Below are 13,766 nucleotides of genomic sequence, written 5' to 3' on the forward strand. Positions count from 1 at the left end.
TAGAAGAGTCCTTTTTATATGGGAGGGAAATTTCGAGTGCGTTCTGATTTAAAAATGAGCTTCCAGTCCTACATACGGGCCCTTAAATTCAAACTTAAGATCATTGTTATCGTAGTCTTCTAAATCAATATTGATTAATTAGATTACATTTTTATATGGAAACTTATTCTTTAAACTGGAAAAGTAAGTAGCATGAAAATTATAAAGAGTAAGACAAATGAAATATCAAGGAAGTTGTCATTGTGGTCAGATTAAATTTGTAGTGGATGGAGAGTTGTCAGAGGTTTTATCTTGTAATTGTTCAATATGTCAAAGGAAAGGCTCATTGCTTTGGTTTTTACCGAGTAACCAAATTAAAGTCTCTTTAGAAACCCTTGAAATTTTAGCGAACTATACTTTTAACAAACATGTGATTAATCATCATTTCTGTAAAAATTGTGGTATTCATCCCTATGCTGAAGGTAATTCTATTTTTGCTATTAATGTTAGATGCATAGATGACATAGATTTAGAAAAAATAAATTATTTTGATGGACGTTCAGCTTAATAAATATAAGGATTTATTCAATGACAGCAAAACAGCAACTAGCTCCAAAGCAGATAGAAATTTTAATTGAAATATTAAAAGATAGATTCGAAAAGAATTTGTATCGTCATAAAGAAATAAGATGGACTGAAGCGCAAACTAAACTAATTAAATCTCCTGAAAAATTATGGTCATTGCAAGAAATGGAGAATACCGGAGGAGAGCCTGACATTGTGGCTTATGACTCAAAGAGTGATGAATATTTGTTTGTGGATTGCTCTTCTGAGACACCGAAAGGTCGTAGAAGTCTTTGTTATGATCGAGAAGCTTTGGTGGCTAGAAAAGATCATCCTCCTAAGAATAGTGTAATCGAGGCGGCTAAAGAAATGGGAGTCGAGCTTCTTACAGAAGAGCAATATCGTGAATTACAAAATTTAGGGGAGTTTGATCTTAAAACATCAAGTTGGCTCAAAACCCCAGATGAGATTCGACAGTTAGATGGAGCAATTTTTGCAGATCGTCGTTATGGTCGGGTCTTTATTTATCATAATGGGGCGCAATCTTATTATGCTGCTCGTGGATTTCGGTGCTGTCTAAGAATATAGATTTTACAGTTTGATAAGAATTATTAGGTTTGATGTTTTATGCCAAGAAATTGGAGGTTCTTGCAACTTTTGATTGATGGTAAACATGACAAGATATGCTCTGGAATTAAATAAAAACACCAGGATATCTCTAAAAATGCAACCCAATCCAATTTACTATAATGAACAACATATTGCTTTTGCTGATAATGTTCGCCGATTTGTACAAAAAGAAATAGCACCTTTCGTTAATGAATGGGATGAAGCTGAGACATTTCCTAGAGATCTTTATAAAAAAGCTGCTGAGATTGGTTTATTGGGGTTAGGGTTCTCTGATGAATATGGTGGCATTCCTGATGCTGATCCATTCTATTCATTATTGGCTGGTATAGAAATGGCGAAGGCTGGGTCGGGTGGAGTGCATATCTCCTTGATGGTACACACAATTGGTGCTCCGCCAATTCAGCACTTTGGAAGTGAGGAGTTAAAAGCAAAAGTCCTTCCGAGTATTATTTCTGGTGAAAAAATTTCTGCTTTAGCTATTACAGAACCTGGTGGTGGTTCTGATGTTGCTGCATTACAAACGAAAGCCGTGCGTGATGGTGCTTACTATATTATCTCAGGTGAAAAGACATTTATCACATCGGGAATTCGTGCAGATTACTATACTGTTGCGGTGCGTACAGATCCAACTAAAACAGGTGCAGAAGGTATTTCAATGTTGTTAGTTGATGCACATAGCGACGGAATTACTAAAACACCTTTAAAGAAAATGGGATGGTGGGCTTCTGATACAGCTCATTTGCATTTTGACCAAGTACGAGTACCTGTATCAAATCTGCTCGGCAAAGAAAATGCCGGTTTTAAAGTCATTATGAATAACTTTAATATGGAGCGCTTTTTCTTAGGTGTAGTAGCTTATGGGTATGCATTAGTCTGTTACGAAGAAGCCGTAGACTGGGCACAGCAACGCAAAACTTTTGGTAAGCGATTAATTGATCATCAAGTGATTCGTCATAAATTGGTAGATATGGCAATGCAATTAACTTCAACACGGGCATTACTTGAAGAAACTGCATGGAAAATGACTCAGCCAAAATTACAAGGACCTGAGTTGGTGGCTCAAATTTCAATGCTAAAAAATGTTGCGACTCGTACTATGCAATTTTGCGCTGATGCAGCGGTACAAACGTTGGGCGGCATGGGCTTTATGCGAGGTACCAAGTCTGAACGTATTTACCGTGAAGTGAAGGTCAATATGATCGGTGGGGGCGCTGAAGAAATTATGAAAGATTTGATTAGTAAACAGTTAAGGTATTGATTGTATTCTATCTTATATAGTGCCTAAATTTTTCTTTAGATCGTCAAATATTATTGTTAGTACTTGACGATTTGTTAAGTTTTATCCTGATTGAATATGGTGTTCATAGACTTTCAATTCACTATCTAACAATAAAATTTTATCGTCACAGCTATAAATATATTTATGAGAATTTAATAAGAGTTTAGTATTCACTAAAGCCACTAACTTTTTATCAGCGATGAAACTGATTTCGTTACAAGGCTCATTCTTAGCAATTATAAAAGCTTTTTTAGTTATAGGTATTAATATTTCAATATTGGGCGTATTCAGCCCGAAAGAAAAGTTTTGCTCATCTTCCAGTGGATGATTTAATACAAATGGATTGTCACTAGTAATAATATATAAATCTGGCTCATTGATGACAAATAACTGGAAATATTTAGTTGTTAGATAGTTTTGTATTCTACTAAGAAGTTTTGTTTCAATTCTAATCAGATCTGTTTAATTAAAATTGAATTCATCCTTATTAGATATGGAGACATCTTTTTCCATACTCGTAATAATTTCTTTCATTTGCTCTAAAGGTTTTTGGACTAGTTATCGAAAAAATGGTACTCGTAAATACAAAGCAGCCATAAGTAAAACTAGGTTTTGTCTTTCATTTCTTTGTGGGATTGACGCATATTTATTTATGTAATTAATGGCGAGGCTGATTTTAGGTTCAACTTGATTTGCATAGAAATCTTCAATAATTAATGGATCTATATGGTCTATTGTATAATAGTCACGTTGGGCACATGAGTCATTTGGACTTGTTTGAAAAGATTTGGTGTTATTGTTTGGAATACACCAAAATAATGATGTAGTTTTTCTATCCTTAGTAAATTCTTTTAAATAACATTTAGGAATATAGTGGTGTTTTGATTTTCTTCCCATAGATACCTTTAAGATTTAAAAAAATTGATTGTAATGATTTATTTGTCTATCCATTCTTCATTTAAAATTGCCAAACGTTCATGTTCTTTCCATATTTTCCTCAAATTCTAAGATATTACAGAACTCATTTCAAAGCCATCTCCCAGACCATTTCGGTTAACTCATCAATTTTGATCTTACCCTCAGCTTTATACCAAGTTACGGTCCATGAAATTGCACCACCAACTAATCTTCGCCAAATAAAGGCATCATGTTTTACCTTGCCCTGATTACGTAAATTTTCAATAATATCTAACCAGATCTGCTCGTATTCGTTACGCATTTTTAAAAGATAATCTTGTTTTTCTTTTGACAGAGCAAACCACTCATAAACCAAAACAGCCATGGCTGCACCAGTATCTCCAGTAATTGAAGTGAGTTCAGCTTTAATAAGGGCACGTAATTGTTGTTCTGGATCGGTAGATTGAGCTGCTGCATCTTGTAACCGAGCAAGATTGTAAATAATGGTTTCCTCCATCACGTGAGCGAGGATGTCATCTTTACTTTTAAAGTGATGAAATAAGCTACCTGATTGAATTCCAATAAATTGAGCAAGTTCGCGTACAGTGGTTTTATCGTAGCCTTGCTTGTGAAATAGATAGGCGGCTCCCTGTAATAAACGACCACGTGGGCTGTCATCAAAGCAAGAAATATTTGCGATCTGTTCAATTGAAGTAGCAATCATGCGAAAGCTGAGTCCTTTATATAAAAATACTTAACAGAAAAGTTTGCCAAATCTCATCATTTTTTAGCTGAGCTGTCGAGTTTGGCAGTTTTGGTCAATTTCACAATAACATTTTGCTCTTTACAAACCAAGCGCTTGCTTGGTAATGTTGAGTGTAATTTTTAAACAAAATAATGAGAAATAAGATGGCAAGTAATCAACAGGATGATGAGCGTGTCGTAAAAATAGGTTGTGCCTCAGGATTTTGGGGGGATACCAATACTGCCGCTTTCCAATTGGTACATCTAACCGATATTAATTATTTGGTTTTTGATTATTTGTCAGAGATCACCATGTCGATTATGGCAAAAGCGAAGATGGTGGAACCCAAGCATGGTTATGCTCTGGATTTTGTCAGTCGAGTGATGGCACCTCTACTAAAAAAAATTGCAGAAAAAAAGATTAAGGTGATTAGTAATGCCGGTGGTGTTAATCCATTGGCATGTCGAGATGCCTTGCAAAAAATAATTAAAGAATATGGTCTAGATCTGAAAGTGGCCGTGGTTTTAGGCGATGATCTTTTAGCGCACCATGAACAACTTAAGCAGCAAAATATTCAGGAAATGTTTAGCGGTGAAGCTTTACCAGAACAGGTGGCGAGCAGTAATGCTTATTTAGGTGCAGTGGCTATTCGTGATGCTTTGAATTTAGGCGCAGATATTGTGATTACTGGCCGTGTTGTTGACTCTGCTGTGGTCCTTGCACCGTTACTGTATGAATATCAATGGTCTTTAGATGACTATGACAAGTTGGCACAAGGTTCCTTGGCAGGTCATGTCATTGAATGTGGTGCACAATGTACAGGTGGTAATTTTACCGATTGGCAATTGGTGCAGGGCTTCGACAACATGGGGTTTCCAGTGGTTGAAGTGAGTGAAGATGGCTCATTCGTTGTGACTAAGCCCCAGGGAACAGGTGGTCTAGTTTCTACCGCCACGGTCGTTGAGCAAATTGTCTATGAAATTGGCAATCCTCAAGCGTATTTACTACCCGATGTAATTGCTAATTTCAGTCAGGTGCATTTAGAACAAGTCGGAGAGCATCGAGTCCGTGTGACGGGTGCAAAAGGACAAGCACCGACTGCGCAATATAAAGTCAGTGCGACCTATCCAGATGGTTATCGGGTTTTAGTCAGTTTCTTAATTGCAGGACGTGAAGCACCACAAAAAGCGCAAGTCATTGCCGATGCGATTCTGGTGAAATGTGAGCGTGTTTTAGCAATACGTTCGGTGCCATCTTTTAGTGAAAAATCGGTTGAAATCTTAGGTATTGAAAGTACTTATGGAGCACATGCTCAGGCTTTAAATAGTCGTGAAGTTGTGGTCAAAATAGCTGTAAAACACATGTTTAAAGAAGCATGTATGTTCTTTGCATCTGAAATTGCACAGGCTTCCACAGGTATGGCTCCAGCCTTGGCGGGAATTGTCGGAGGACGACCAAAAGCATCTCCAGTGATTAAGTTATTTTCATTTTTAATTGATAAAAATCAAATTAATGTCGAAATCGATTTCGAGGGGAGCCGCTATCCAGTTGAAATTCCTCAGGGCACGTCTATAGGACAATTCAATACTTTAGCAGTGGGTGAAAGTGCAGTTTATCAAGGGAATGAAATAGAAGTTCCTTTGATTGAAATTGCGCATGCTCGCAGTGGCGATAAAGGCAATCATAGCAACATCGGTGTGATTGCGCGTAAAGCAGATTATTTACCATGGATTCGTGCAGCACTGACTGAACAAGCTGTTGCAAGCTATATGCAACATGTCTTAGATGCTGAAAAGGGACGTGTAATTCGTTATGAATTACCGGGTTTAAATGCGCTGAATTTTATGTTGGAAAATGCTTTGGGTGGAGGTGGTGTTGCAAGCCTACGTATAGATCCGCAAGGTAAAGCATTTGCACAACAATTATTGGATATGCCTGTAAAAGTTCCGGCACATCTTTTAGAAAAATAAAATGAATGGATGAGACTAAGATGAGTTATCAATCAATTTTTAGACCAGATGCTTTCGCTAATAAAGTCATCATTGTGACAGGTGGCGGCTCAGGAATTGGTCGTTGTACTGCACATGAGCTTGCTGCCCTTGGTGCTCAAGTGGTGATTACAGGACGCAAAATTGAGAAATTAGAAAAAGTAAGCCAAGAAATTATAGAGGATGGTGGGCAGGTTCATTTCATTGTTTGTGATAACCGTGAAGAAGAACAAGTGAAAAATATGATTGCCGAAGTGCTTGAGAAATTTGGCAGACTGGATGGCTTGGTGAATAACGCTGGTGGCCAGTTCCCGTCAGCTTTAGAGAATATATCGGCGAATGGTTTTGATGCAGTCGTGCGTAATAATTTGCACGCAACTTTCTATTTAATGCGTGAATCTTATAACCAATGGATGGCAAAACATGGTGGCAGTATTGTCAACATGACGGCTGATATGTGGGGTGGTATGCCGGGAATGGGACATTCTGGTGCTGCGCGTTCAGGGGTTGATAACTTAACAAAAACAGCATCAGTTGAGTGGGGGAAATCAGGTGTTCGTGTAAATGCGGTTGCACCGGGATGGATTGTGTCATCCGGTATGGATAATTATAGCGGTGATTTTGCCAAAGTAATTATTCCAAGTCTTGCTGGCAATGTACCGCTAAAACGCATGGGAACTGAGTCGGAAGTTTCATCGGCGATTTGTTATTTACTGTCTGATGCTGCAGCTTTTGTGTCAGGTGTAACTTTACGTATTGATGGTGCTGCATCGCAAGGGACACGAATGTATCCACTAGGCGATGCGACAAATAGCCAGTCTTATAATGGTTTCCACCGTGCATTTATTCCTGAAATCTTTCAGAAAAAGACTGAGGCTGAGGAGGAATAACAGTGACTATTCTCCAATCCGAAATTGCTGTTGGCAGTGAACAGTATCAAAAGAATAAAGAGGCACTGCTTGCTCAGCTGAGTGAAGTCCGTGCAATTCAGCAAAAAAGCATTGATAAATCATATGCTGCCAAACCGAAGTTCGATAAAAAAGGCAAGATTTTGCCGCATGAGCGCGTACGGTTGTTACTCGATGCTGACTCACCTTTTGTTGAGTTATGTGGCTTGGTTGGCTACAACATGCATGATGATAAGGATGGCTCAGAAGCAGGCGGTGGCGTAATTGCTGGCATTGGTTTTGTCCGTGGTGTGCGTTGTTTGGTCTCTGCAAGTAATAGTGCCATTAAAGGCGGAACCATGTCACCAATGGGTGTACAAAAAACTTTGCGTTTGCAAAAAATTGCCTTAGAACAAAAACTTCCGCTGATTACGCTGACCGAAAGTGGCGGTGCTAACTTAAATTATGCTGCGGAAGTATTTACCTATGGTGGCATGACCTTTGCCAATCAGGCACGTCTTTCAGCGGCCGGTATTCCACAGCTTGCAGTTGTTCATGGCAATGCAACGGCAGGAGGGGCTTATCAACCAGGACTTTCAGATTATGTCATTGCTGTACGTAAACAAACCGAGATGCTTCTTGCAGGCCCACCTTTACTTTTAGCAGCAACTGGTGAAGTTGCAACAGCTGAAGAGTTGGGTGGGGCAGAAATGCATGCACAGGTTGCTGGAACAGCAGAATACTTAGCTGAAAATGATGCTGATGGTATTCGGCTTGCATGTGAAATTTTTGAACACCTGAACTGGAAAGAGCAAATCAAACCAGTTGAAACAACTTGTAAAGAACCTCGTTACGATACCGATGAACTGTTGGGTGTGATTCCAAGTGACCCTAAACAACCATTCAATATGAAAGAAGTGGTTTCCCGCATTATTGACGATTCAGATTTTCTAGAATTTAAGCAGGAATATGATGATTTAACGGTATGTGGTTGGGCAAAGATTGGTGGATTACATATCGGCATTATTACCAATAATGGCCCGATTACTCCTCAAGGAGCGGCGAAAGCAGCTCAGTTTATTCATCTGTGTGAACAGACCAAGCGTCCGTTATTATTCTTGCATAACACTACAGGTTTTATGGTGGGAACCGACGCCGAGCAAAATGGCATTATCAAACATGGCTCGAAACTGATTCAAGCGGTTGCCAATTGTTCCGTACCTAAAATTTCAATTGTTGTGGCAGGCTCATATGGTGCTGGTAACTACGCGATGTGTGGTCGTAGTCTATCGCCAGACTTTATTTTTGCATGGCCAAATTCGCATGTTGCTGTAATGGGCGCTGCACAAGCTGGAAAGGTGCTACGCATTGTGGCTGAAGGAAAGCAAAAAGCTTCTGGTCAGGAGTCTAATCCGCAAGTGCTCGATTTTCTTGAGCAAAGTACGGCCATGAAATTGGAGCAGCAATCTACCGCGCTTTTCAATACGGCCATGCTACATGACGACGGGATTATCGATCCGCGAGATACTCGAAAATTATTAATTTTCCTTTTACAAACCATTTATGAAGCACAGCAACGAGAGCTAAATCCAACTCGTTTTGGTGTGTCTCGTTTTTAATCAACCTTTACCGCAATTAAAAAAATTAATAGGAATAACACCATGAAATTTACTGCCGAACATGAAGCATTGCGCCGCACAGCTCGTCAATTTGTGCAAAATGAGCTGAATCCCCATATTCCAGAATGGGAAGCAGCGGGGCAATTTCCAATCCACGACGTATTTAAAAAAATGGGTGATCTTGGCTTATTAGGAATTTGTAAGCCTGAGGAAAATGGCGGTCTGGCTTTAGATTATTCTTATAACTTAGTTGTTGCTGAGGAAATTGGATATGCGGCTTGTGGTGGGGTGCCTTTAGCTATTGGTGTACAAACCGATATGGCTACACCTGCTTTGGCACGTTTTGGCAGTAAAGAATTACGCGATGAGTTTTTAACACCAGCGATTGCTGGAGAATATGTTGCCTCAATTGCAGTATCAGAAGTGCATGCTGGCTCAGATGTTGCTGCTATTAAAACGACTGCTAAAAAAGCTGGCGATGACTATGTCATTAACGGCAGCAAAATGTGGATTACTAACTCATTGCAGGCCGACTTCTTTTGTCTTTTAGCCAATACCTCCGATGATAAACCACACGTTAATAAGTCGATGATTATTGTGCCAGCAAAAACTAAAGGGATTAGTTTTTCAGAGCCACTTAATAAATTAGGGATGCGTTCAACGACCACAGCGCAGGTTTATTTAGACAATGTACGTGTACCGCAGCGTAACTTGGTTGGTGTTGAAGGCATGGGCTTCATGATGCAAATGATGCAATTTCAGGAAGAGCGTTTATGGGCTTGTGCTAATGCTATTGGTGGGTTGGAAAATTTAATCCAAAAGACCATCGACTATACCAAAGAGCGGACTACTTTTGGTCAACCACTCATTAATAACCAATATATCCATTTTCGTTTTGCCGAGCTCATGACCGAAGTGGAAGCACTTAAAGCATTAACTTACCAAGCGTGTGAACAGCATATTGCGGGTGAAGATGTGACCAAGCTGGCATCTATGGCAAAACTAAAAGCAGGTCGCTTAAGCCGTGAAGTTGCCGATAGCTGTCTACAATATTGGGGTGGTAATGGCTTCATGTGGGATAACCCTGCCTCGCAGCTGTATCGTGATGGCCGCTTAGGGTCTATTGGCGGCGGGGCAGATGAGATTATGTTGGGAATTATCTGTAAGTTGATGGACATTTTGCCTAAAAAACAGAAATAAAATAAGGGGTAAGCCATGACGCTTTCAGCATCGCTTCAAGCTTTAGATATTGATGACAGTATTCAATTAGAACAAGACGGCAGTATTTTATATCTCTGGTTAAACCGACCGGAGAGCCGTAATGCCATGAATTTGAATATGGTCAATGCTATTCAACAAGTCTTTGCTGCTATTCGCGATGATCTTTCGATTCGTGCGGTGATTATCCGTGGTGAAGGTGGATCTTTTTGTGCAGGTGGTGACATTAAAGACATGGCTGCTTTACGTGTTGAAGCAACCAATGTTGGCAGTCTACAACCTTATGCTGATTTTAACCGTCGTTTTGGTGCCATGCTTGAGCAAGTTGATGGTGCGCCGCAAACGGTTGTAGTGATTTTAGAAGGTGCTGTTTTAGGTGGTGGTTTTGGTTTGGCATGTGTTTCCGATGTTGCGATTAGTCGTGACAATACTCAGTTTGGTTTACCTGAAACGGGACTTGGTGTAATTCCTGCGCAAATTGCTCCTTTTGTGGTGAAACGTATTGGCCTGACACAGGCGCGTCGATTGGCTTTATTGGGCATGCGTTTTGAAGGGCAGACTGCGCTCAGCGTTGGTGTTGTTCATCAAATTGCACATAATGAAATAGAACTCGAGCAAGCTTTAGAGAAAACGATTCAACACATTAAACGAGCAGCTCCTCAAGCTTCACGTGTTACTAAAGGACTGTTACATCGAACGCTTAATGAACCTTTAAATGAATTGCTAGATGATGCTGCTCAGCAGTTTTCCCAAGCAGTTGGTGGGACTGAAGGACAAGAAGGAACAATGGCTTTTATCCAGAAACGGTTGCCGAATTGGGCTGATGAGTCATAAGAGACAAGGATAAAAATAATGAAATTTTCAAAAGTACTGGTTGCCAACCGTGGTGAAATTGCAGTTCGAGTCATGCAAACTGCTAAGGCAATGGGCTATCAAACTGTCGCAGTTTATTCTGATGCAGACCGTAACGCTCGTCATGTGCAAGAGGCTGATGAAGCTGTCTATATTGGCGCTTCAAAAGTATCTGAATCTTATCTTTCAATTGCAAAAATTATAGAGGGATGTCAAAAAACAGGAGCAGATGCGGTTCATCCTGGCTATGGTTTTTTGTCTGAAAATACTGATTTTGCTCAAGCATGTATCGACAACCAGATTACCTTTATTGGGCCTACCGCTTCTGCAATTGAGCTAATGGGCAGTAAACGTCTCTCAAAAATTGCCATGATTGACGCGGGTGTACCGTGCGTGCCTGGCTATGAAGGTGATCGTCAAGACCTTGAATATTTAGCCGCACAAGCTGAGCAAATTGGTTTTCCAATTATGGTCAAAGCTTCTGCGGGCGGTGGTGGCCGCGGTATGCGCTTGGTACAGCAGTCGTCCGAGTTGATTGAAGCTTTGCAAACTGCACGTTCAGAGGCTGAAAATGCCTTTGGTTCAGGCGAGCTTATTTTAGAAAAAGCAGTCATTGCTCCGCGCCATGTCGAAATTCAGGTTTTTGGTGATACACACGGCAATTATATTTATTTGTTTGAGCGTGATTGTTCGATTCAACGCCGTCACCAAAAGGTCGTTGAAGAAGCACCATGTCCAGTCATGACTTCTGAACTACGTCAGCAAATGGGTGAGGCGGCTGTAGCAGCGGCTAAAGCATGTGCTTATGTCGGTGCGGGAACGGTTGAGTTTTTGCTTGATGCATCGGGTGCATTTTATTTTTTAGAAATGAATACTCGTTTGCAAGTGGAGCACCCCATCACTGAACTCATTACTGGATTAGACTTGGTTGAATGGCAATTACGTGTCGCGAATGGTGAGCAGTTACCATCGCAACAACATGAATTGACATTAAACGGCCATGCAATCGAGGTACGTTTGTATGCAGAAGATCCACGTCAGGATTTCTTACCACAGACAGGACAAGTTCTGCGTTGGCAGCCTGCAACTTTGGCAAATGTGCGAATAGATCATGGTATGTTGGCAATCGATGAAGTCAGCCCTTTCTATGATCCGATGGTGGCGAAGGTGATCGCATACGGTAAAACCCGTGAGGATGCGATTCGCTTACTTGCTCGGGCCGTAGATGACTGTGTTTTGCTAGGTGTAAATAGTAATAAGCAGTTCTTGGTGAATTTACTGCGTCATCCAGTTGTCGCCGCAGGGGAAACCAATACCGCATTTATTCAGCAGTATTTTCAAAACGACAGTAGCTTACATCATCAGGTTTTATCTTTAGAAACGTTGGCTATTGCAGCAGCATTATTTAGCCAGAGTAAAGGCGCCGCGGTGTGGCAAACTGGACTAGGTGTGCCATTACCATTAAAGCTTAAATATGATGATCAGCAAATTCAATTGCAGCTTTTATCGGTAAATAACAAGTTTACGGCACAGTTTTGCGATCAAACGGTTTGTGTTGAAGTGCTTGAGAGAACGACAGAGCAATTAGTTTATTTAATTGATGGTGTACGTCGCCGTGTGCAATATGTTTTAGATGGTGATCAGCTTTATCTAGATAAAGATAATGGCAATGTTGTGATTCGCAATGTGACTTACGCTGCTCCAGAAATAGCTGATGTAGCTGGAGATGGCAAAATTCGTGCCCCGATGGACGGCGCTGTGGTTAATATCTTGGTCAATAAAGGCGATCAAGTAGTGAAAGGGCAAACCTTATTGGTGCTTGAAGCGATGAAAATCCAGCAACAGATTAAATCTGATGTAGATGGAGTGGTCGATGATGTTTTAGGGCAACAAGGGCAGCAAGTAAAAAAACGACAAATGTTATTTAGTATTGTAGTCTAATAAAAAATGCCACCTTTTATGGGTGGCATTTAATTGATTGTATAGGTAAATTTTTAAGCAATTAATTGTGTATAAGCACAGTACAAATAGCCCAAAATTGCTAAAGCAACGACAGGGGCAATAATCTTTGACCATGTAGGTACAGAAATCTCAGAAGCTTGTTCTTCAACATGCAAGTCATCATGATGAGGTTGGGCTTGGTGAACCATTTGGTTGAACTCCTTCATTGTTGTATCCAATGATAGCTCTTCTTGTTCCACAGGTTTAGAACCAATTAATTCATTTAGATGGTTTGTTGACCAAACCCAATCTTCTGCCTGACCTGATAAATGTTCTACTTGACCTAAAATTAATTCTTTTAAACCATTATGCCCAAAACCACCTGTTTCATCGAGTTGGTTAAGTTCTGCTAACTGCAAAGTTAAAATTTCAGAAATACTCTGTTCTAGTTCTGCATTTTTTAAAGTCGACTGATTATGCTTAGAAGTTGTTAAATGGCGAGCAACTTCCTGAATATAAAGTGGATCTGCAGCTTTGATTTCTTGATAAATCTTATTGTCATCTTGGCGCCATAAACTAATCAGTTTTCCAAGCGCAAGAATATTCACTTCATCAATCAGTTTATTTTTTTCATTAACTGGATATTGATTTAAAAGCTGAGGCTTTTGAATTTTTATCTGCTCAGCAAAGTATTGGACTAAATCAAATGCCATGCTTTCTTCCTCTAAATTTAATCTAAAATTCTTAACGTTGGTTTTTTCTTGGTCGATGTTGTTTCAATTGCTTCTTGTACTTCTGACTCTACTGTATTTTCTACAGGCGCGACATTGGCATATTCTTCAGGATCAAAGAATAAACCTTGTCCATTTTCACGTGCATAAATACCTAAAACAGCCTGAATAGGTACATAAATGTCTTTTGATGCCCCCCCGAAACGGGCAGAAAAAGTAATAGCTTCATTTCCGATAATAAGTTGATGAACAGCATGAGGCACGATATTTAAAACGATTTGGCCATCTTTAACAAATTGCTGTGGAACATCGGTATGTGGCTGAGTCGCATCCACTAATAGATAAGGAGTAAGCTGGTTATCACAAATCCATTCATAGATTGCACGAGCAAGATAAGGACGTGTAGGGGTTAAATCAATAGTTTGCTCAGACATAT

The 13,766-nt window shown here is 40.0% G+C and carries 14 protein-coding genes and 1 pseudogene; 9 read left to right on the top strand and 6 right to left on the bottom strand.

What is annotated here, in order from left to right:
• Positions 1-48: 48 nt before the first annotated feature.
• A pseudogene (locus FY048_RS18685) lies at positions 49-138 on the bottom strand (TIGR04219 family outer membrane beta-barrel protein); the annotation flags it as partial.
• A gap of 79 nt (positions 139-217) precedes the next feature.
• Here FY048_RS18685 and FY048_RS18690 point away from each other — a divergent pair.
• From FY048_RS18690 to FY048_RS18700, 3 genes are all read left to right on the top strand, one after another.
• The gene (locus FY048_RS18690) at positions 218-547 is read left to right on the top strand and encodes a GFA family protein (protein ID WP_446092129.1); all 330 of its coding nucleotides are present in this window, start codon (positions 218-220) and stop codon (positions 545-547) included.
• 20 nt (positions 548-567) lie between these two features.
• The gene (locus tag FY048_RS18695) at positions 568-1,131 is read left to right on the top strand and encodes a DUF4256 domain-containing protein (RefSeq protein WP_446092130.1); all 564 of its coding nucleotides are present in this window, start codon (positions 568-570) and stop codon (positions 1,129-1,131) included.
• A 136-nt stretch (positions 1,132-1,267) separates the two neighbouring features.
• Entirely contained in the window at positions 1,268-2,431 is a 1,164-nt protein-coding gene (locus tag FY048_RS18700) for an acyl-CoA dehydrogenase family protein (protein ID WP_446092131.1), read from the top strand.
• Positions 2,432-2,512: 81 nt separating this feature from the next.
• Here FY048_RS18700 and FY048_RS18705 read toward each other — a convergent pair whose 3' ends face one another.
• From FY048_RS18705 to FY048_RS18715, 3 genes are all read right to left on the bottom strand, one after another.
• Complete coding sequence (locus FY048_RS18705) at positions 2,513-2,908, bottom strand: DUF4238 domain-containing protein (protein WP_446092153.1); 396 nt, start codon at positions 2,906-2,908, stop codon at positions 2,513-2,515.
• A 102-nt stretch (positions 2,909-3,010) separates the two neighbouring features.
• On the bottom strand, positions 3,011-3,349 hold the full coding sequence (locus tag FY048_RS18710) for a DUF4238 domain-containing protein (RefSeq protein WP_446092132.1): 339 nt from the start codon (positions 3,347-3,349) through the stop codon (positions 3,011-3,013).
• Between the two features lie 124 nt (positions 3,350-3,473).
• Positions 3,474-4,073 (bottom strand): TetR/AcrR family transcriptional regulator, encoded by a 600-nt coding sequence (locus FY048_RS18715; RefSeq protein ID WP_446092133.1) that lies wholly within the window; start codon positions 4,071-4,073, stop codon positions 3,474-3,476.
• A 185-nt stretch (positions 4,074-4,258) separates the two neighbouring features.
• Here FY048_RS18715 and FY048_RS18720 point away from each other — a divergent pair, with 185 nt between their 5' ends.
• Genes FY048_RS18720 through FY048_RS18745 form a run of 6 tightly spaced genes read left to right on the top strand, consistent with a single transcriptional unit; the run spans position 4,259 to position 12,599 of the window.
• Positions 4,259-6,064, top strand: a complete 1,806-nt coding sequence (locus FY048_RS18720) for an acyclic terpene utilization AtuA family protein (RefSeq protein ID WP_446092134.1) — start codon at positions 4,259-4,261, stop codon at positions 6,062-6,064.
• Positions 6,065-6,084: 20 nt separating this feature from the next.
• Entirely contained in the window at positions 6,085-6,972 is an 888-nt protein-coding gene (locus FY048_RS18725) for an SDR family oxidoreductase (RefSeq protein WP_446092135.1), read from the top strand.
• Positions 6,973-6,974: 2 nt separating this feature from the next.
• Positions 6,975-8,588 (top strand): acyl-CoA carboxylase subunit beta, encoded by a 1,614-nt coding sequence (locus FY048_RS18730; RefSeq protein WP_446092136.1) that lies wholly within the window; start codon positions 6,975-6,977, stop codon positions 8,586-8,588.
• Between the two features lie 42 nt (positions 8,589-8,630).
• The gene (locus FY048_RS18735; protein ID WP_446092137.1) at positions 8,631-9,788 is read left to right on the top strand and encodes an acyl-CoA dehydrogenase family protein; all 1,158 of its coding nucleotides are present in this window, start codon (positions 8,631-8,633) and stop codon (positions 9,786-9,788) included.
• Positions 9,789-9,803: 15 nt separating this feature from the next.
• Positions 9,804-10,640 (top strand): enoyl-CoA hydratase/isomerase family protein, encoded by an 837-nt coding sequence (locus FY048_RS18740; protein WP_446092138.1) that lies wholly within the window; start codon positions 9,804-9,806, stop codon positions 10,638-10,640.
• A gap of 18 nt (positions 10,641-10,658) precedes the next feature.
• Positions 10,659-12,599, top strand: a complete 1,941-nt coding sequence (locus tag FY048_RS18745) for an acetyl/propionyl/methylcrotonyl-CoA carboxylase subunit alpha (RefSeq protein ID WP_446092139.1) — start codon at positions 10,659-10,661, stop codon at positions 12,597-12,599.
• A gap of 53 nt (positions 12,600-12,652) precedes the next feature.
• Here the strand turns inward: FY048_RS18745 and FY048_RS18750 are convergent, their stop codons facing one another.
• Together FY048_RS18750 and FY048_RS18755 are read right to left on the bottom strand one after the other, a co-directional pair.
• Positions 12,653-13,312 (bottom strand): hypothetical protein, encoded by a 660-nt coding sequence (locus tag FY048_RS18750; protein WP_446092140.1) that lies wholly within the window; start codon positions 13,310-13,312, stop codon positions 12,653-12,655.
• Positions 13,313-13,329: 17 nt separating this feature from the next.
• Positions 13,330-13,764: a ClpXP protease specificity-enhancing factor gene (locus FY048_RS18755; RefSeq protein ID WP_446092141.1), complete on the bottom strand. Its 435-nt coding sequence runs from the start codon at positions 13,762-13,764 to the stop codon at positions 13,330-13,332.
• Positions 13,765-13,766 lie beyond the last annotated feature (2 nt).

The organism is Acinetobacter sp. 1124_18A, assembly GCF_052824995.1.

Bases quoted from the DNA above. Each gene is read 5' to 3' on its own strand.
- FY048_RS18690 (WP_446092129.1), top strand. From the start codon at position 218: ATGAAATATCAAGGAAGTTGTCATTGTGGTCAGATTAAATTTGTAGTG.
- FY048_RS18695 (WP_446092130.1), top strand. From the start codon at position 568: ATGACAGCAAAACAGCAACTAGCTCCAAAGCAGATAGAAATTTTAATT.
- FY048_RS18700 (WP_446092131.1), top strand. From the start codon at position 1,268: ATGCAACCCAATCCAATTTACTATAATGAACAACATATTGCTTTTGCT.
- FY048_RS18710 (WP_446092132.1), bottom strand. From the start codon at position 3,349: ATGGGAAGAAAATCAAAACACCACTATATTCCTAAATGTTATTTAAAA.
- FY048_RS18715 (WP_446092133.1), bottom strand. From the start codon at position 4,073: ATGATTGCTACTTCAATTGAACAGATCGCAAATATTTCTTGCTTTGAT.
- FY048_RS18720 (WP_446092134.1), top strand. From the start codon at position 4,259: ATGGCAAGTAATCAACAGGATGATGAGCGTGTCGTAAAAATAGGTTGT.
- FY048_RS18725 (WP_446092135.1), top strand. From the start codon at position 6,085: ATGAGTTATCAATCAATTTTTAGACCAGATGCTTTCGCTAATAAAGTC.
- FY048_RS18735 (WP_446092137.1), top strand. From the start codon at position 8,631: ATGAAATTTACTGCCGAACATGAAGCATTGCGCCGCACAGCTCGTCAA.
- FY048_RS18740 (WP_446092138.1), top strand. From the start codon at position 9,804: ATGACGCTTTCAGCATCGCTTCAAGCTTTAGATATTGATGACAGTATT.
- FY048_RS18745 (WP_446092139.1), top strand. From the start codon at position 10,659: ATGAAATTTTCAAAAGTACTGGTTGCCAACCGTGGTGAAATTGCAGTT.
- FY048_RS18750 (WP_446092140.1), bottom strand. From the start codon at position 13,312: ATGGCATTTGATTTAGTCCAATACTTTGCTGAGCAGATAAAAATTCAA.
- FY048_RS18755 (WP_446092141.1), bottom strand. From the start codon at position 13,764: ATGTCTGAGCAAACTATTGATTTAACCCCTACACGTCCTTATCTTGCT.